At 49.2% G+C, this 19,236-nt stretch carries 19 protein-coding genes and 1 pseudogene; 19 read left to right on the top strand and 1 reads right to left on the bottom strand.

Translation table 11 applies throughout. From position 1 onward, the window contains the following. Positions 1–55: 55 nt before the first annotated feature. A complete protein-coding gene (locus tag AC6I2O_RS04945; RefSeq protein WP_120392469.1) occupies positions 56–592 on the top strand; it encodes a bL17 family ribosomal protein in 537 nt (178 codons plus the stop codon). A 321-nt stretch (positions 593–913) separates the two neighbouring features. Here the strand turns inward: AC6I2O_RS04945 and AC6I2O_RS04940 are convergent, their stop codons facing one another. Further along, positions 914–1,801, bottom strand: a complete 888-nt coding sequence (locus tag AC6I2O_RS04940) for a LysR family transcriptional regulator (protein ID WP_497742004.1) — start codon at positions 1,799–1,801, stop codon at positions 914–916. A 140-nt stretch (positions 1,802–1,941) separates the two neighbouring features. Here AC6I2O_RS04940 and AC6I2O_RS04935 point away from each other — a divergent pair, with 140 nt between their 5' ends. The 18 genes and pseudogenes from AC6I2O_RS04935 (at position 1,942) to AC6I2O_RS04850 (ending at position 19,137) form a co-directional block, all read left to right on the top strand. Continuing rightward, positions 1,942–2,118: a hypothetical protein gene (locus AC6I2O_RS04935; RefSeq protein WP_497742003.1), complete on the top strand. Its 177-nt coding sequence runs from the start codon at positions 1,942–1,944 to the stop codon at positions 2,116–2,118. A 28-nt stretch (positions 2,119–2,146) separates the two neighbouring features. Then, positions 2,147–3,208, top strand: coding sequence for an alpha/beta hydrolase (locus AC6I2O_RS04930; protein ID WP_497742002.1), 1,062 nt, complete (start codon positions 2,147–2,149; stop codon positions 3,206–3,208). Continuing rightward, positions 3,205–3,849, top strand: coding sequence for an acyltransferase (locus tag AC6I2O_RS04925; protein ID WP_497742001.1), 645 nt, complete (start codon positions 3,205–3,207; stop codon positions 3,847–3,849). Before AC6I2O_RS04930 ends, AC6I2O_RS04925 begins: the two co-directional genes overlap by 4 nt. Beyond that, positions 3,833–4,861 carry an aldo/keto reductase gene (locus tag AC6I2O_RS04920; protein WP_497742000.1) on the top strand — a complete coding sequence of 343 codons (1,029 nt, stop codon included), beginning with the start codon at positions 3,833–3,835 and terminating at the stop codon, positions 4,859–4,861. The genes AC6I2O_RS04925 and AC6I2O_RS04920 overlap by 17 nt, the downstream gene beginning before the upstream one ends. A 25-nt stretch (positions 4,862–4,886) precedes the next feature. Beyond that, the gene (locus tag AC6I2O_RS04915; protein ID WP_497741999.1) at positions 4,887–5,474 is read left to right on the top strand and encodes a flavodoxin family protein; all 588 of its coding nucleotides are present in this window, start codon (positions 4,887–4,889) and stop codon (positions 5,472–5,474) included. A gap of 418 nt (positions 5,475–5,892) precedes the next feature. Further along, positions 5,893–6,003, top strand: a pseudogene (locus AC6I2O_RS04910) (cysteine-rich VLP protein); the annotation flags it as partial. A gap of 692 nt (positions 6,004–6,695) precedes the next feature. Continuing rightward, positions 6,696–7,370 (top strand): response regulator transcription factor, encoded by a 675-nt coding sequence (locus AC6I2O_RS04905; protein WP_120392463.1) that lies wholly within the window; start codon positions 6,696–6,698, stop codon positions 7,368–7,370. Then, the gene (locus AC6I2O_RS04900; protein ID WP_497741998.1) at positions 7,358–8,644 is read left to right on the top strand and encodes a sensor histidine kinase; all 1,287 of its coding nucleotides are present in this window, start codon (positions 7,358–7,360) and stop codon (positions 8,642–8,644) included. The genes AC6I2O_RS04905 and AC6I2O_RS04900 overlap by 13 nt, the downstream gene beginning before the upstream one ends. A 114-nt stretch (positions 8,645–8,758) precedes the next feature. Beyond that, complete coding sequence (locus AC6I2O_RS04895) at positions 8,759–9,793, top strand: hypothetical protein (RefSeq protein ID WP_497741997.1); 1,035 nt, start codon at positions 8,759–8,761, stop codon at positions 9,791–9,793. 2 nt (positions 9,794–9,795) lie between these two features. Beyond that, a complete protein-coding gene (locus AC6I2O_RS04890; RefSeq protein WP_497741996.1) occupies positions 9,796–10,968 on the top strand; it encodes a WD40 repeat domain-containing protein in 1,173 nt (390 codons plus the stop codon). Position 10,969: 1 nt separating this feature from the next. Next, complete coding sequence (locus tag AC6I2O_RS04885; protein ID WP_120392459.1) at positions 10,970–11,857, top strand: ABC transporter ATP-binding protein; 888 nt, start codon at positions 10,970–10,972, stop codon at positions 11,855–11,857. Next, positions 11,835–13,055 carry an ABC transporter permease gene (locus tag AC6I2O_RS04880; protein ID WP_497741994.1) on the top strand — a complete coding sequence of 407 codons (1,221 nt, stop codon included), beginning with the start codon at positions 11,835–11,837 and terminating at the stop codon, positions 13,053–13,055. Before AC6I2O_RS04885 ends, AC6I2O_RS04880 begins: the two co-directional genes overlap by 23 nt. After that, on the top strand, positions 13,052–15,052 hold the full coding sequence (locus AC6I2O_RS04875; protein ID WP_497741993.1) for an ABC-2 transporter permease: 2,001 nt from the start codon (positions 13,052–13,054) through the stop codon (positions 15,050–15,052). Before AC6I2O_RS04880 ends, AC6I2O_RS04875 begins: the two co-directional genes overlap by 4 nt. Further along, the gene (locus AC6I2O_RS04870; RefSeq protein ID WP_497741991.1) at positions 15,049–15,498 is read left to right on the top strand and encodes a hypothetical protein; all 450 of its coding nucleotides are present in this window, start codon (positions 15,049–15,051) and stop codon (positions 15,496–15,498) included. Before AC6I2O_RS04875 ends, AC6I2O_RS04870 begins: the two co-directional genes overlap by 4 nt. A gap of 92 nt (positions 15,499–15,590) precedes the next feature. Then, positions 15,591–16,748 carry a glycerate kinase family protein gene (locus AC6I2O_RS04865; RefSeq protein WP_497741989.1) on the top strand — a complete coding sequence of 386 codons (1,158 nt, stop codon included), beginning with the start codon at positions 15,591–15,593 and terminating at the stop codon, positions 16,746–16,748. Positions 16,749–17,037: 289 nt separating this feature from the next. Next, entirely contained in the window at positions 17,038–17,427 is a 390-nt protein-coding gene (locus AC6I2O_RS04860) for a 4Fe-4S binding protein (RefSeq protein ID WP_120392454.1), read from the top strand. Between the two features lie 64 nt (positions 17,428–17,491). Beyond that, positions 17,492–18,175: a D-lyxose/D-mannose family sugar isomerase gene (locus AC6I2O_RS04855; protein WP_120392453.1), complete on the top strand. Its 684-nt coding sequence runs from the start codon at positions 17,492–17,494 to the stop codon at positions 18,173–18,175. Between the two features lie 83 nt (positions 18,176–18,258). Beyond that, positions 18,259–19,137, top strand: a complete 879-nt coding sequence (locus tag AC6I2O_RS04850) for an aldose 1-epimerase family protein (RefSeq protein ID WP_497741986.1) — start codon at positions 18,259–18,261, stop codon at positions 19,135–19,137. Positions 19,138–19,236 lie beyond the last annotated feature (99 nt).

Genomic DNA, 19,236 nt, shown 5'->3' with positions numbered 1-19,236 from the left:
TCCCCAGTAAGACCGAAGAGCGTGGCGATGTGTTCCGGAATGGAGGAAAATAGAAATGTCAGGTTATAGAAAACTCAGCAGAACCGCAGATCAGAGAAAGGCTCTGCTTCGCAATCAGGTAACAGCTCTGCTTTACAGAGGCAAAATTGTTACAACAGAATCCAAAGCAAAAGAAGTGCGTAAAATTGCAGAAGGCATTATTGCTATGGCAGTAAGAGAGAAAGACAATTATGAGACAGTTACTGTTACTGCAAAGGTTGCACGCAAAGATAAAGACGGCAAGAGAGTAAAAGAAGTGGTAGACGGTAAGAAAGTTACCGTATACGATGAAGTACAGAAGGAAATCAAAAAGGATAAGCCGAGCAGACTGCACGCACGTCGTCAGATGCTGAAGGTTCTTTATCCGGTAAAAGAGGTTCCGACAGAAGCTGCTGGCAAGAAGAAAAACACAAAGGAAGTTGATCTTGTAGCAAAGCTTTTCGATGAGATCGGACCGAAGTATGCAAGCCGCAACGGTGGTTACACAAGAATCGTAAAGATCGGCCAGCGTAAAGGTGATGCAGCGATGGAAGTAGTTCTTGAGCTGGTATAAAAATAAAACTGGCGCAGTTCGCGCTATATGATACGAAACAAAAACAGAAAACTGCTATGCAAAAGGTTCGCCGATTGCATAGCAGTTTTTCTCTTTTCAAAATAGCAAATATAACTTTTTCAGTGTTCCAACGGAACGCGCAGCCATTGCCCACGGCAATGATTTCAGGGGCTTGGGGACATGTCACCAACAAGCATTATGCAGAAATTCGTTTACGAAATTTCTGCGTATGGGCAGCTTTTACGTAAAGATACATTGCTTGCCAGTAGTATCAGGAACTCAGAACAAGCCAGCTTTTTGTATACTATATAAACACAAAAATTATTGCTCTGCTCCCCACTCTCTTTTTAGCTGGCTCAAAAATTCATTGGAAGCCCTTGAAAAAACTTGATACTTTTTCCAGACAATACACAATTTGGCTTCCATACGCGGGTATAACGGTCTGAAACAAAGCTCGCTGTCGCCGGTGGTATTGATAAGTTTATCTAATGCAATCACATAACCGAGTCCTTTCCTTACAAAATGAGAAGCATTATAAATCAGGTCATAAGTCATAACAACATTGAGCTTGCTGATGTCTTTTTTCAGCCACGAAATCATTTCACTGCTGATGGATGCCTGATGGGATAAGATCAGAGGCTTGTCCCACAAATCCTCCGCGCAGACAGATTCCTTTTCAGCCAGCGGGCTGTCTTTTCGCATCAATACGCCCCATGTGTCGGTTATAGGAAGTCTCATGTAATCGTATTTTGTCACATCAAAGGGGCCGATCAATAAACCGAAATCAATCAGCCCTTTATCTATTTTTTCTGTTACGATACTGGCATCGCCGCTGTAAATGTGGTAATGGATCAGTGGGTGTTCCTTCTGCAATGTTGCGGCTGCCTGTGCAAAAAAGGAAATCGCATCGGTTTCGCCGCCACCGATATAAATTTCTCCGTTGATATTTTCGTTAGAGCTGCTAAGTTCCGCCTTTGTTTTTTCCATAAGGTCAATCATTTCTTCTGCTCGTTTACGCAGCAGCATCCCGTCCTCGGTTAGTGTGACCTTTTTGCTCCCCCGGATGAGCAGTTGTTTTCCAACTTCTTGTTCTAAATCTTTCAGTTGTCTGGAAAGCGGCGGCTGTGTCATTTGCAGGGCTTCCGCAGCTTTCGTAATACTTTCTTCTCGCGCTACGGCGAGAAAATATTGCAATACCCGAATATCCAAATTTGCGATCTCCTTTTGGATTGATGTCTCCTATTGTATCAAAAACTCTCATACCTTTCAAGTATGTAAAACCATTATTTATATGTATTTGATATTCAACTGCGACGGTTTTATAATGAGTCCAGAAGAAGGTAAGAGAGATGGCAGAGGCAAACGATGTGTATGGAAGCATTTATCAAAACTTAATCGATGCTGGCTGCGATACGAAAACAACCGAACAGTGTATGGCGCTTATAGAGGATGGCCGTTACTGTGATACGCTCCCCATCCGGGCACTCGCAAACGCAGGCTTCTCCGAAGCGGGCGCTGCGCGATAAGGTATAACTTTGTAAAGGCGAAATGACGATGGATACCAGAACATTTGAAATTTATTGGAATATTGAAATGAAAAAGGTTCGCTTTCAGAACCGCTATGGAATTGAACTGGCAGGAGACCTTTACCTGCCGGAAAATTATCCGGCACAAAAAAATCCTGCGATTATTGTGGCAGGTCCCTTTGGAGCGGTAAAGGAACAGGCTTCCGGTCTGTATGCACAACAGATGGCTACTTATGGATTTGTGGCATTGGCGTTTGATCCCTCTTTTGGAGGAGAAAGCGGCGGCTCTGTTCGCAATACTGCTTCTCCCGATATTTTTACTGAGGATTACAGTGCTGCTGTTGATTACATCGGATTACTGGACTTTGTAGACCGGAACCGTATCGGTGTGATCGGAATCTGCGGTCTGTCCGGCATGGCGATCACCGCTGCCGGAACAGATACCCGTATAAAGGCCGTAGCAACCATGTCCATGTACGATATGTCTCGCGATATGAGCCGTGGCCACATGGATTATTATACCGAGGAGCAGCGTAACAAAATAAAAGAATATCTTAGCAATCAGCGTTGGAAGGATGCAAAAAACGGCGCTTTTGCACTCGGCAATCACGAAATCGGCTTTGACGAGACAGGTGAACCGCTGACCGACGTTATGGAAGTCCCGGCTGAATTGCCGGAGGAGGCTGATGCTGTGTTTGCGGCGTTTTACAACTATTATTATAAACGCGCCCGTCATCCTCGCGCAGTCAATTTTGTTTCTTCATGGACGGCTACTATGCCGGTGGCTTTCTGGAACTTCCCGCTGATGACAAACATTAAGGAAGTTTCGCCCAGACCGATTTTGATGGTCGCCGGGGAAAATGCACACTCTCGCTATTATTCGGAGGATGCGTACAAAGCTGCAGTGGAACCGAAGGAGCTGCTGATTATACCAGAGGCCGATACAATGAATACAACAATACCGAAAATCGCATTAGGAGCCTGGGCTTGGGGCGCTGGCGCTGCCGGAGGGGATCAGGTGTTTGGAAATCATCTGGGCGATGAAACCGGCGTACACACCCTGCGGGAATGGGAAAAAGAGATGGAGTGAACGATGAAATCCGTATTTACACACAGGGAGGCGAATTGAATTTGACAGTGGAGGAAGTAATCAAAGGGTTTGGGGAATCAGCAGTAGAAAACCCAGAGCGGGAAGCATACGCAAACACGCTTTTTCAGGAGGCAATCCAGATCGGGATGGAAATGAACAACCGTTACCATACTCCGGCAGAATTGCGGGAGCTTATGGAACAGCTCACAGGAAAAAAGATTGACGATACATTTCGCTTATTCCCACCGTTTTACACGGACTTCGGAAAAAATATCTCGATTGGAAAAGATGTGTTTATCAATTCCGGCTGCCATTTTCAGGATCAAGGCGGCATTATCATTGGGGACGGTTCTTTCATTGGACACAATGTAGTGCTTGCAACCATTAACCATGACCTTGATCCGGCAAAGAACCGTAAAAATCATTATGCGCCGATCACCATAGAAAGCCATGTCTGGATTGGCTCAAACGCCACGATCCTGCCCGGCGTAACGATTGGGGAATGGGCTGTGGTGGCGGCAGGAGCCGTAGTGATAAAGGATGTTCCGCCTTATACTGTGGTGGGCGGTGTGCCTGCAAGGGTACTTAAAACCGTAAGAAACGATTCCGTTGAGGAGGATGTACATGAAAAAAATAGTTAGCCTTGCGCTTCTTCTGTCGTTGGTATTCTCTGTGACGGCTTGTGGCCAGACCGTACAGACGGAAACGGACGCTGCCGGAAATATAGAAACATCTAAAGTTACAGAAAGAGCGCAGGAAAGTGAAGAAGCGGCACCTACTGAGAGTGCTGCAACAGACACGGAGGAGGAAACGACTGTGAAAGCAGAATTTGATTTTGAAACAAAGACAGTCAGGCTGAACAGCGGCTATGAGATGCCGATCAATGGGCTTGGAACCTACAGTCTTCACGGGGATGAATGTATCAATGCTGTAAAATCTGCGCTGAGCAGCGGCGTGCGTCTTATTGATACCGCCTCTGCATACGGCAATGAGGAGGAAATCGGTCAGGCAATCCGGGAGGCAATCGATGAGGGGATCATTCAGCGGGAGGACATTTTCATTATCACAAAAATCTATCCGGGCAGTGAAATGGAAAACCCGGAGCAGTCCATTCAGGCGTGTCTGGATCGTCTGAATATCGGTTATGTGGATATGATGCTCCTGCACCACCCGGATGGCAATGATGTGAAGGCATACAAGGCAATGGAGCAGTTTGTGGCAGATGGAACGATTCGTTCCATTGGTCTGTCTAACTGGTATGTGGAGGAATTGACTGAATTTCTGCCGCAGGTGGATACGGTTCCCGCACTCGTGCAGAATGAGATTCATCCCTACTATCAGGAAAATGATGTCATCCCATTTATTCAGGATTTAGCGATTGTGGTGCAGGGCTGGTATCCGCTGGGCGGACGGGGATATACGGCAGAGCTGCTTGGCGATCCGGTGATTTCGGAAATTGCAAAAGCGCACGATGTATCTTCCGCACAGGTCATTTTGCGGTGGAACCTGCAAAAAGGCGTGGTAGTAATTCCCGGTTCCAGTAATCCCGACCACATCAAGGAGAACACGGAGCTGTATCATTTCTCTTTGACAGAGGAGGAAATGGAGCAGATCAATAACCTTGACCGCGGCGAAAAGCATGACTGGTATTAAAAATACATAGATGAAGGAAATAGACATGAAGGTTTTAGCGATTAACGGCAGTGCGAGAAAAGATGGAAATACAGCGCTTCTTATCAATACCGTATTTGAGGAACTGAACAAGGAAGGCATTGAAACGGAAATGGTTCAGCTTTCCGGCAAAATAATGGAGCCTTGTAAGGCTTGCTGGGCCTGCAGCGGAAAGAAGAACTGCGTTCACAAAAAGGATCAGTTTCAGGAAATCTTTGAAAAAATGACACAGGCTGACGGAATCATTCTCGGTTCCCCGGTTTATACGGCAAATATGTCTGCGAATATGCAGGCGCTTTTGGAACGGGCATCGGTGGTAACGGATATGAACCGCAGCGAAAATCTGTTCGCACATAAAGTCGGCGCGGCGGTTACGGCAGCACGCAGAGGCGGCGCACTTTCCGCACTGGATTCCATGAATCATTGCTTTATGCTGCAAAATATGTTTGTAGTCGGTTCTTCCTATTGGCCGATGGCTTACGGGCAGATGCCGGGGGATGTTCAGTCGGATGGAGAAGGTCTGGAAACCATGAGAAATCTTGGACGGAATATGGCTTATCTTTTGAATGCGCTGGATGGAAGGAAAGCGTTTTGAAGCCGGAACTATGAAAGAAACTATGGAAAACTGGCTTGAGAATGTGAGGGTAAAATAGCCAATATGAGTAAAGAAAAATTTACACCCGTAAGTCGATAAATAGGCGAGGAAAGATTTTGAGAAAAAACAAATGCAGGAACACAAAGCCAATCGAAACTGGATAAATCGAACACCTTTAACTGTTATTGACGCAGGATTTTTACATTTCTGCCTGGAGTATCGGTTAGTTGAAGTCTGCGGGCAGGAAATTGAACTGACTGCAAGTGAGTTTGAAATGTTTTATACAGACGGCAATTATGAATTTTTTATAATTTTTTCAAAATACCCCCGTCATTTTGCCCCAAAAATGAACTATATAGCAGAGGGATATTTTTTCTGTTAGGAAGGAGGTGTTTTTATCCACAATCAGATTCCGGTTATGAATTATCCGCAGTACCGCCGGATGCGTAAGCTGATACATGAATGCTGTAACTATGACGGCGGCAACTGTATTCTTCTGGACGATGGGGAGGAATGCGTCTGCGTCCAGCCATTCCTCTCTGGTTCCAACCGGGCAAAATACTGTAAACTCTGAAGCCTTGAAATTCCTGATGTTTCAGGTTGTGCTCAACGGGTACGGGGGATAAATCCCCTATGCTCTGCAGAAACCTGTTTTTAACTGTCCGAAAGATGATTTCAGCCTAAATGGGATTTTCCCGTTCAGGTATGGATTCCGATTCTGCTGATTTATCGCCTTTGCCATTTCTGCCAGTATTGGCTTTCCCAATATTGGATTTTCAGAGACTGGAAAACCTGACACTCCGGGCAGACATCTCCCTCTCTTTCCGGCATCGGGTTTCCGGACAGTTTTGACAGCCCATATTTAGACGGAAATTAAAGAAAGAAACTGAAGGCCAGCGCCTCACTGAAATGGGAAGGGCTTATGAACACCTGTAAGGTGCAGGTGGAGGAAAGTATTCTGAGTGAATTGATTTATGATTAAATGCCAGAGGACAGTGACTTATGGGCGCTGTCCTCTGTTACTATTTGAATATTACACCCAATATACAAGAACTTGTATTCTTGTGCCATTCGAAGAAAAGAAGTATAATACACCTTATTGAAATGCTTCAGTTTGCAGTCGTGTGTGGCAATCATTTTGTTATGAAAATAGGAAGCGCTATAATACTTGACGGAAATTTGACTTTTTTCCCATATGATGAAAAGACTGGAGGTGTTTGTATGGCATACAGAATTTTGATCGTTGATGATGAGCTTATCCTGACCGAATTACTTTCAATCCATTTGCAGGATCACGGCTATACGGTTTCCGTAGCCAATAGCAGCGATGAAGCCCTGGCGAAGCTGAATACAAAACCAAACCTTATCCTTCTGGACATCAATATGCCGGGGATGGATGGGCTGGAGCTGTGCAAGGTCATTCGGAATCATATCGTTTGCCCTATCCTGTTCCTGACGGCGCGGATCACAGAGCAGGATAAGGTCAACGGTCTGCGGGCCGGAGGGGACGACTATATCACCAAGCCTTTCGGCTTGCAGGAATTACTTGCCCGCATTGAGGCCCATCTACGCCGGGACGAGCGAAATAACCGCCCACCGGAGGTCGTGACCTCCCAGGGACTGATTATCAATCTCTCTGGCAGAAAAGTATTTTGGAACGAGCAGGAGCTTTCCTTTTCCAAGAGGGAATTTGACATCATCGAATTTCTGTCCTCTAACCCCAATCAGGTCTTTGACAAAGAGCGTATCTATGAGGCGGTATGGGGCTATGACGCGGAGGGTGACAGCAACGTGATTAAAGAGCATATCCGCAAAATCCGTGCAAAGCTCATGCAGGCCAGCGGAAGTGAGTACATCGAAACAGTTTGGGGGATGGGCTACCGATGGAAAAAATAAAAAGGCAGTCATTGAAACGCTCTTTTATGAAGGCTGTGGCGGTGACGATGCTGATCGTGTTCCTGTGCAGTAGCCTTGCGATTTTCGGCTGTTATTGTTTCCAAAAACATATTCTCCCCGATTACAATGAGGTCTGGCTGACGCAGCAGACAACCGCCCCGGATGGTACGGTCACAGAGGCAAAGATGAGGTATGTCCTTGATGGCTCGCCAGAGCCATTCGGCCAACTGGTAACGGACGGCCAGGAACACAACGAGAGCCAGGGACAGACGAGCTACATGATAGAGCGTATTGAATCCAGCTACTCCATGCTTTCCCCTAAAGTGAGAACAGCCTACCGCATTTCGCAAATTTGTATGGTGCTGTTGCCGTTCCTGTTTGCTGTGATTGGAATTACTTTGTGCGCATGGTGGTTTTATCACAAGGTACTGGAGCCGCCGATCACTGTCCTGATGGATGCCACCGCCCATATTCAAGACCGGGATTTGAACTTTCAGATCATCTTTGATGGGCAGGATGAATTGGGCCAGCTCTGTACTGCCTTTGAGAAAATGCGGCAGACCCTATATGAGAATAACCGTCAGATGTGGAGTATGCTGGAGGAACGCCGCGCATTACAGGCATCCGTGGCCCACGATCTGCGTAACCCCATCGCCATCATGACCGGCTATGTGGAATATTTGCAGGAGAACAACAAGGGTGGAACCTTGACGGAGGAAAAACTGGAAAAGGCGCTCTCCAATCTCGGCATTACCGCAGAGCGCATGGGCCGCTATACCGATACCATGCGCGACCTGGGCGCTATCGAAGAAACAAAAGTTCACCGCAAAGAGGTGGAGCTTCCTGATTTTTTACAGTACATGGCGGATTCTCTATCTATCCTGTTTCAGAATACCGAGGTGCGTTTTTCCTGTGACCTCCATGTGCCGAAGGGGAGGGCCGTCTTTGACGGGGAGCTGTTGTACCGTGTTCTGGAAAATCTGATCTCCAATGCCCTCCGTTTTGCGGAACGGGAAATTGAACTTGCTTTTTGTCTGGAGCATGGAATCCTGTCGGCCACCGTGACCGACGACGGGCCGGGCTTTTCGGACAAGCTGCTGAAAAAGAAAACCGCCCTGTTTTACTCCGAGGATACCTCCGGCCAGCATTTGGGGCTGGGGCTTGCGGTGAGCCGGGTACTATGCCAGAAGCATGGGGGAACTATAGAGCTGTCAAACCAACCGTCCCATGGGGCCTGTGTGAAAGCCTCTATCGCGGTCAAGCAATCCACATGATAAAATAGTCCCTCCCGGATGCCGCCCAAAAAGTTGGGCGGCATTTTGGATTTCTTGACCGAATTTTGACCTTTGCCCGCTATACTCGACCCATCAAAGCAAAGGAGGCCATGTATGCGAAAACGATTGATCGCTGTTCCCCTGATGTGCGGCGCACTTTTATCCCTCGCCGCCTGTGGGAACTATGCCATTCCAGACAGTACGCCCTCGCCGTCACAGGCTGTTGCCGCAAACCCGTTTGAGGCGGCGGAGGAGGATGCCGGATTTCTGGCAATGCTCACCCACGAAGTTGCTTCGGCTGATTTCTCTGAGAGCGGGGAGCGTCTGCCATTCTCCTATGATGGCGGCGAGTTTCGGCTGGACTACCGATTCTCCCTCACCGGCAAAATGGATACCGTTGGATTTCTCCTGTTTCTGGACGGCCAGCCACAGCCCTACAAGGTGAACGATACCACAGCGGAGTATGAGTATTGTCACAGCTTTCCCGCAAAGGAGGATCAGAGCTTTTCCTTCCTCTTTGAGCCTGTGACCGGCAGCACCGGCGATACACTGGCCCTGACCGTGGTGAGCATCACGAACCCGGATTTCCAGCCGGATATGGAATCCACCTCCAGCTATGGCTGGTATCATAAGACGCTGGATTCCTGTGTTGAATTGAAGTTCAACGTGGACGCACCCACCGCCCATTCAGACCTTCCGCCTGTCCGGGAAATCTTTTCAAAAAGCGATGTGCGGGAGGAAAAGGTCACGGCGCAGTATTTGGAAAACGAGCTTCCCAAATACGGCTGGGGCGGTGTGAGCATGGACACGCTGGACAGTGGAATCTATTATACGTTCTCCTGTGACGGCGGCATCACCTATGACAACCTGCGGGTCTCCGCTCCCGTTCCCCTGCGATTTACCATGTGCGGCACAGCCGGAACAAGTTACAGTATTGCTTTTTTCCTGGATCACCAGCCGGTGAAATTTGACGAAAGCACCTCCTGCTCTGTTACCTTGAACAAGGGGAGCGTCATGGGGCTTGAGGCCGTGATCGACCCGGACAAGCTGGGGCAGTTTCACACCTTCTACTGTGTGGCAGTCCCCCAGGACGGAGCCTCCGGCCCGTTCTTTAAGACCAATTCTATTTTATTGTATAAGGAGAACTGAACATGAAAAAGACATTCTGCATGACATTGGCGCTGATTTTTACCCTGGCGTTGTCCGCCTGCGGTAAGACGGATGCCCCTGCGGTTTCGGGAAACGCCCCCTCCGATACATCCGTGGTCGCTGTCACGCCCTCTGACGGACAGCAGAACCAGCCCATTTCCCAGGCTGGTACATCCTGCACCTTCGACCCTGCCCTGTTTGGCGGTAAGCTCCAGAGCTGCGCCTATGCCGGGAATGGAACGCTTTTCGTGCTGGCGGACAAGCTGTACCTCTACGACACAGGGACTTCCTCGGTGCTGGCCACCGTAGAAGCACCCCTGCGCGACTTTGAAGCACAGGCTATTGACGGGGGCTACGTCCTGTCCGGCATGTGCGATAGCGGCATGATGGCGTACATCTACGACAGCTCACTTTCTCTGAACAAGGAGATCGCGGTGAATGAGCTTTTGCAGGAAGATTTTGTTGTCAGTGAAACGGGGGGCGTAGCGGCCTCCACGGACGGAAAGAAGCTGGCGTTTGCCGCTATGCGCGGGCTGTATCTGTATGACCTGGAAAGCGGGAGCCTAACTACCCTCCTGGACGTGGCCCAAAACGCCGGGACAGCCAGCATCAGTATTTCGATGCTGAACGGCGCTGCCTTTGCCCAGGACAACAGCCAAATCGTATTCTATGGCAGCGGCAACTCAATTCCCGAGGTAGATGGCGAGCAAGACTTTTCCATCCACGGGAGCATCGCCGTGGATGGCAGCGGTCTGAAGCTCACAAAACCGTCCGACTATGAAATGGGAGAAATGCAGAGCAGCGTCAGCCGGTTGTTTTTCCAGCAGACCTTTACCCAGGCCGATGGAACGCTGCTTTGGGTGGACCGGGCAACAGGCAGTGCCAATACGCTTTCCTTCTCTGCCAGCGGTGAGGGCAAAGACGGCGTGTACGGCTCGGAGCAGGGGAACTATGTGGCAACCGCCGTTTTGGACGGCAGTCTGACCGTTCGCGTCTATGACGTGACCTCCGGCAAATTGGTTGCCACCGAAGTGATTGAGAACTCCGACCCCACATATTTCTACCGCATCCCCAGCATTTACCTTCTGGACGGGGCCAAGACCGCTGTGGTGATTCTCGGAGGCAACATTAGTGAAGTGGATACGCTGGTGTCTACATTTACCTTTGGTGAATAACATGGAGATCACATTTGAAAGCATATCGAAGCAATACAAGAAAAAATATGCGCTGAAAAACTTTACTGCCACATTGAACGAGGGCGTGTACGGTCTGCTGGGTGAAAACGGGGCCGGGAAAACCACGCTCATCAATACCTTTGTGGGCATCCTGCGCGGGGACAGCGGCACGATCCGGGTGGACGGCCAGGACGTGAGGACGTTGGGCAAAGCGTTCCTGTCCCAAATCGGCTATATGCCGCAGTACCCTATTTTTTACCGGGATTTTACCGTCAAGGATTTTCTACTCTATATGTGTGTGCTGAAAGACATTCCCACCCATGAAGCACAAGACCGGGTTGCGGAGCTGCTGGCCACGGTGAACCTGACAGACGCACAGAACAAGAAAATCGGTGCTCTCTCCGGCGGTATGCGCCAACGCGTCGGCATTGTGCAGGCCATGCTGTCCGACCCCAAAATTTTGATTCTGGACGAGCCTACCGCTGGTCTTGACCCCAGCGAGAGGATACGGTTTCGGAACCTGATCTCCCGGTTTGCCCAAGGCCGGACGATCCTGTTGGCAACCCACATCGTTTCAGATGTTGAGTGCATCGCGCGGGAAATCCTGCTGCTGAAACAGGGGACGCTGCTCATGCAGGGAACGCCCGCCGCGCTGGAACGAAACATTGAGGGCAAGGTGTGGAATGTAACCGCCGGGGCCGAGGATGCCGCGCTGCTGACCGATATGTACTGTGTCAGCAACATGAAACAGGAGGGCGGACATTTTACCCTCCGCATTGTTGAGGATGGATGTCCAATTAAGACCGCACAGCCTGTCCAGCCCAACCTGGAGGATGTGTTCTTGTACTATTGCAGGGGGGAGCGCCATGATACGTCTGATACGGTATGAGTTTATTAAGCAGTTCTGTAAACGCTCCATTCTGGCGCTCTTTGTGGTGTTCAGCCTCGCCAACCTGTTCAAAATCTATGGCGAATACAAATCCTACTCCTATCTGACAGACGGGAACGGAGAGAGAAGCTGGCACACGCACCATTGGCAGCTTTATGAGGAATACCGGGGAGAGATCACCCCGGAGAAGATCGAACGCCTGCTTGCGGTTTATCAGCCTCTTGTGGAGGCCACGTCGGATATGACCGCAAGCACAGCCACCGATGACCCCAACACGATGACCGGGAACCTGTATAGCGACAGGAACCTGCTGGACAAGTATTTTGTGCAGCCTATGCAGTATTTCTATGAGTACAGCGGCCGGTCGAAGCAAGTGGCAAATAGAGCGCGGCAAAGCGCCGCGCTCTATGGGGAACAGGGAGCAGTCTACCAGCAGAGGGAGAGTGGCGCGATCTATAACCTTTATGCTGGCCGCACCATCCCCGCCTTTTCCTACCGGGAAATGTGCAATTACTATCTGAACTATGATTTTTCCATTGTCCTGACCCTCCTGCTCTGTCTCTATGGGATCATCGGAACCTTTGTGAGCGAACGGGAAACGCAGATGGATATGCTGCTGCTGGTAAGTCCGGGCGGCGGCAGAAAAACAGCCCTGGCGAAAATCCTTGCGGTCACCCTGTTTCTGCTCTTGACCTCGCTGTGGTTTTCTTTTCTTGACCTGATTGGCTTTGCGGCATCTTTTCAGACCTTTGAAGGGCTGGCCCTGCCGGTATTCGCAATTCCGAACTTTGCTGAAGTTTCCGTCAATCTCAGCATTTTTCAGTATGTCCTCCTGTCTGCGGCACTCAAATGCGCTGGCACATGGGTGATCGGGATGCTCTGGCTGTTGGTTTCGATGTTCTGGAAAAATGCCCTGCTCCCCTTTGTTATCGACTTTGCACTCTGTATGGCGCTGATTGTCAGCGGAGCCGCCTGCGCCTACTCCAATTTCTTCTGGACAAAGGTGCTGAACCCTTATTCTCTGCTGATAAACCGTGTTCTCCTGGGCAAAACAGAGTTTGTAAACCTGGGCGGATTCCCCGTCCTGACCTGGCAGGCCGCAATATGGTTTGCTCTGATTGCGGGCCTTGCGGTTGCTGCTATGATTTATTTTCTGTCAGCGGAAAACTGTCACCGCTGCGTTCGGAGGGCAAAATGAGCGTTTTCTCTTATGAATGGAAAAAACTGATGATTTACCAGCGGGGCCTATGCTATATCCTGGCCGTGCTCCTGGTCAGTACGGTCTGGTTGGCCACAGCCGACAGGCCGCAGAACAGCGCGATGGAAGAATACCGCGAGGAATGTGAGTGGTATCTGGAACGGTTGGATGGGGCGTACACAGAGGAAAAGGCCGCTTGGCTGGAGCAGGAGGCCCAGGCCATCACGGAGGCCCGAAGTACCCGCGCCCAATCCCAGGAAAGCTATTACAGCGGCCAGATCTCAGCGGAACAGTATGAGCGGCAAATCGCGGAGGCGGGCACTGTATTGGCCCATGAGCATGGCTTTGAAGCTGTGTATCAGCAATATTTATATATCTGCGAGAACACCGGCAATCGTTACTTTCTGAAAACAAACGGCTGGGCTGGGCTGTTTTCCGCCCAAACGCTGGACTTCCCGCTGTTCCTTGTCATTTTGATTTTGGCAGCTACGGTTTTTTGCTCGGAGTATAGCTGCCAGATGGATGCGCTTTTGCGGACGGCTCCACAGAGCCGCAAGAGCGCCAGAAGCAAAGTCGTGATGACCCTCTGCGCCGTGTTCGCTCTCTGTGGAGGGCTGGCCCTGATTCGCTTTGCTTTCTTCGGAATAAAATACGGCCTGCCCCATGGGGAGTACCCTGTTCAGAGTATCTCCAGTTTTGGAGGCAGTACAAAAAATATCTCTTTGCTGGCTGCGTATCTGATTCTGACCGTCCTGCGCTGTTTTGGCTCGGTGTATCTCGCCGCCCTGCTGCTCTTTGCCTCCGTTTTGGTGAAGAAATATGCTTTGACGGTGGTGATCGGAGTGGCATCCACCTTGATACCATACATCGGACTGTCCAGGCAGATTTGCTACCGCTTGCCGATGCCCCTGCCGTTCCTGCTGGCAACCGGATTCCTGGAAGGGACTTCCTCTGTGGAGGATTCGTTGACAGGTGAACCCATCGTGACTTTTTCGGAGCGTTCCTCCCAAGAGCTTCTGGCCCTGCTTGGCCTGTCTGCTGTGTGCTGCGCCCTTATGGTATGGTGGGTCCTGCGGCAAAACACAAACTGCTGGAAGTCTGGAAGAAAAACCGTCAGAGGCTGCGGGGGTGCCGCGCTCTGCCTGCTGGTGTTGCTCTCGCTGTCCGGCTGCTCTGTCACAGAATCCGCAAACGGGATATTCAATTCATCTTCGCAAAGTGTGTCGGAAACTTACAGTGTGATCTACGATGACCAGACGCGGATATATGCTCTGGAAAACCGGGCAACCGGCGCTTTGACGGATTTGCCCCTCTCTCCGCTGTTCGGGGCCTTTTCGGATGGGGAATACGTCAAAGCCGTCTATATGGATGCCCCGTATATTTATTATATGGTCTCCCGCACAGAACAGTATGTGGATCGGGTCGGCAGCTACAACAGCACAGCTACCCAGGTGTCCATCATCCAGCTTGATACAGAAACCTTTGAGGAACAGGTTATTTTCGAGAAAATAACGGACAGCGGGCGATCTCTGCTGGGAATTGACTATACCGTGGGGGATACCTGGATGTTTCTGCAATACTGCTATGGCTTTTTCTTGAACAACGACAGCCTCTTTTTCATTACGAATGATGGGATTACGGAAGTGAGCAGGACGATCCAGCGAACGCAAGTGCTGGACATCCCCACCAGGGGGAATATAGCGTTTGATGGGCGGACGATCTACTTCATCAACGAAAATTCTTTGCTGACAGCGTATGACACCAAGACCCACAAAGCAAGACCGTTTCAGAATGTTGTTGCTTACGACTTTTGCCTGACCGAGCAGGGGCTGTACTTTATCAACCGCATGGATTCCGACTGCGTTTATCTATGCGGCAGGGATGGCGCCCACAGTCTGAAGGTTTCAAATGACCCGGCCCTGTCTGTTGGTTATGATGGCGAGAAAGTTACCATGATTCTAAAATCGGACGGGAAGGAGGTGGTTTTTAAGCCGTGACGGTACGGGAGCGCCAATCATCCGTCAGAGCAAGGCGAAAAAAGCGTGGCAAAAGGCTGATGATCGCCTATGCTTTGCGCGGTGTAATCTTCCTTCTGCTGGCTCTAATGATTGTCCTTATGGTATGCGGGGTGATTCATATGAGGGAGCATCTGGCTCCTGCTCCTGACAGTAAATTGCCTGATGGGAATATGGCGGCAGATGATCCCGCTCTTTCAGAACCGCCTATTGTTCCGATAGATCCTGCCATTCCTGGAGAGATCACAATTCCCGATTGGCTCGTTCAGGACATCTTGCCAGTCAATGAATACTCCCGGCCTGGAATTGCGTTGAGCGAGGTGAACGGCGTTGTCGTACACGACATTCAAAATAGTTGTTATTCTACAATTGTAGTAGTTCATATTATGCAACACTTGTATAGTAAATGTGTCCAGATAGACTGTTAGGATGATATAGAGATATGGTATGGCTAGGGGACAGTTGACAAGAAATGTGTTAAAATTAAAAAAACGGCACAAAGAAAAAAGGAGGATATAGGATGAAGTTTCTGTTTGTTTCGGATTCCTTTAAAGGAAGTCTGACCTCTGAAAAAATTGGGGAACTGCTGACCGATGAGGCGAAAAAAGTATTTCCGGATTGCGTATGTGAGGTGCTTCCGGTGGCAGACGGAGGAGAAGGCACCGCAGAAGCTGTTGTGGCAGCGTCCGGCGGGAAGCTGCGGAGGGTAAAAGTGCACGGGCCGCTTTTTGAAGAGCGGGAAGCGGTTTATGGAATCCTTTCGGATGGTTCTGCGGTGATTGAGATGGCTGCATCTTCCGGGCTTCCGCTTGTGCCGGTATCCAAGCGAAATCCGTGGTATACCACTTCTTACGGGACCGGAGAACTGATTGTGGATGCCATGGAACAGGGGTGCAGGAAGATTGTAGTTGCCATCGGTGGAAGTGCCAGCAATGACGGGGGAATGGGTGCAATGCGGGCATTGGGGATTCGTTTTCTGGATGCAAACGGCGCAGAGCTGCAGGGAAGGGGGGCAGATTTGGAACAGGTGCATCAGATTGATCTGGCAGGTCTGCACCCTGGGGTGAAGGATACCGTATTTACTGTGATGTGCGATGTGGATAATCCTCTGCTTGGGCCCGATGGCGCAACGCATACATTTGGACCGCAAAAGGGAGCTGATGCAGCCATGGTTTTGCGCCTGGAAGCGGGAATGCGGCATTATGCAGAACTTTTGGAGCGTATGGAGAACGAAACAGGGATACTATTGCCGGGCGCAGGAGCGGCAGGTGGTCTGGGGGCGGCGCTTTCCTTTTTTCTGAAAGCATCAATGAAATCCGGGATTGAGACAGTGCTGGACCTGCTGCATTTTGAGGATCATCTGAGCGGAGTGGACGTTGTTGTGACAGGAGAGGGGCGCATGGACTGGCAGTCGGCACATGGAAAGGTACCGGCCGGCATTGGCCGGCACTGTGCGAAAAGAGGAATCCCGGTGCTTGCACTTGTCGGAGGTATCGGCCCCGGTGCGGAAACGCTGTATGCGCAGGGGATTACGGCCATCCTGTCAACGACGCCGGAACCTATGACGCTGGATGCGGCACTTGAGCAGGCAGAGGGGCTGTACCGGGCTGCGGCGGAAAGAATGTTCCGGATGTTGCAGACAGGAATTGAAATTGGTCGGCAGCGTGAAGCGTTCTAGTTGTTGAAAAGCGTAACGATTTTTGAAAGATATACGGATATTTCAAAAAGGATGGTTGTAAAATAAGAAAAAAATGTTTAAAATTGACGATATGTGACTTAGGTGTTATAATGTGGCTTGTAAGAAATTTATTTTCATAAATGAGTGCATTTTGCAAGTAAAAACAAAGAAAAACCGTAAATTTGGCGGTGGAATGGAAATTTATTTTCATGAAGTGGTGAATTTCGGAAGCAAGTGAGCAGAAAACGGCGAGTCATGTATCTACATTATATTTTGGAGGTATCTACATATGAAGAAATTGGTAGTAACAGACAAAACAGCCTGCAAGGCATGTCTGAGCTGTGTAATTGCCTGCTCAGAAGCATTTTACAAAGAGTTTGATCCGGACAAATCCTGTATTCAGATCGTATCAAAAACAGGAACGGACGCTACAGTAAAGGCTTGCATTCAGTGCGGAAAATGTGCAAGAAACTGTGAGGCAGGAGCAATCAAACAGAATGCAAAGGGCGTGTACATGGTAGACAAGAAGCTGTGTACCGGATGTGGCAAATGTGTTGAGGTTTGTCCGATGGGCGTTATGGTGAAGGCAGAGACTTCTCCAGTAGCGTCGAAATGTATCTCATGCGGCATTTGTGCAAAAGCATGTCCGATGGGGATTCTGGAAGTCCAGGAAAAATAAAACCATGCCTTTTATGGAAATCTGCGTTGCAGCTTGTAGTAAGCTAAACTAAGGGGGATTTATAATGAAACGTTCTGAAGTAAACGCATGTATTAAATACATGGAAAATCTGATTCGGGAGCATGGTTTTGAACTCCCGCCATTTGCTAAATGGACACCGGAGGAATGGGAGACAAAAGGACATGAGTATGATGAGATTCGTGATAATATGCTTGGATGGGATATCACGGATTACGGTCTTGGAGACTGGGAAAAGGTCGGGTTTGCGCTTCTGACAATCCGAAACGGCAATCAGCATAATCCGAAATACAAAAAAGTGTATGCAGAGAAGCTACTCATGCTCAAAGAGACACAGCATTCCCCGCTTCATTTTCACTGGACAAAGAGTGAAGATATCATTAACCGTGGTGGCGGAACCTTAATCATCCATGTATGGAATGATGATGGAAACGGTGAACGAGCAGATACAGATGTTCTTGTCAATGCAGATGGACGTTCTTATTATGTTCCAGCAGGTACCGGTGTGGAGCTGACACCGGGGGAGAGTATCACGCTTTGGCCTCATCAGTATCATGATTTTGATGTGAAACCAGGTACCGGTGATGTTCTGATTGGCGAGGTATCCATGTGCAACGACGACAATACAGACAATCGTTTTTATGAGGAAATGGGACGTTTTCCCAAAATTGAGGAGGACGAGCCGCCGTATCGTCTGTTGTGTAATGAATATCCGAAGGCAAAGGATTGAGGAAATTCAACGTAAAATAGCAAAACATGTGTGGCCCGGAGGAGTTTTACTTTTCCGGGCCACTGGCTGAAAGGAAGCAGAATATGAATTACACAATTAAAAACCAGTATTTGTCTGTGGAGATCAGTGATGCAGGTGCAGAACTGCAGTCTGTGAAAAGTACGGACGGGACAGAATATCTCTGGCAGGGCGAATCGGCATACTGGGAGGACAGAGCACCCAATCTTTTTCCGTATATCGCGCGGCTGACAGATGGAAAGTATACGGCCAAGGGGCGGCAATATGAAATGAAGATTCATGGTTTTATAAAATACATGACGCTCCAGGCAGAAACACAGACGCAGGACAGTATCACGTTTCGCCTCGACAGCAATGAAGAGACAAAAAAGCAGTATCCGTATGATTTTACGTATTGGCAAACGTACCAGCTGAGAGATAACATCCTGATTACAACAACAAGAGTTGAAAACAGAGGAGCATGTAGAATGTATTTTGCAGTGGGCGGCCATCCTGGGTTTTGCGTACCGCTGGAAAAGGAACTTTCCTTTGAGGACTATTATCTGGAATTTGATCTGGTTTCCCACCCATATCGCGTTGGATTTACAGACACCTGTTTTCTGAATGGGCAGGACAAAGAATACTGTCTTGAGCAAGGGTCAAAAATTTTACTGCGCCATGATCTTTTTGATGAGGATGCAGTGGTATTGAAACATATGCCACACCAGGTGCGCCTGGCAAGCGGGAAAGGAACACGCAGTGTTACAGTGAGGTACCCGGATTTTCCCTATATTGGTTTCTGGCATAAGCCCAAAAGCGAGGCTCCTTACGTCTGTATTGAGCCGTGGAGTGCGCTTCCGTCCCGTGATGGGATTGTGGAAGAGTTATCCTGTCAATCAGATCTGACCGGGCTTGATGCAGGAGAGAATTATGAGATTACGTGGACAATCGAGATCGGACAGTAACAGCAATATTGAGTCTGCACATATTTGGATTTTAACAGAACATAAAAAAGGCTGTCGCATTAAGACAGCCTTTTTCTATTGACTCTTTTTTGACGTATG

It is taken from the genome of Blautia sp. St.27G3 (assembly GCF_059728505.1).
The sequence above is the reverse complement of the archived record's forward strand: the minus strand, read 5'-3'. Positions and strand labels throughout refer to the sequence as shown.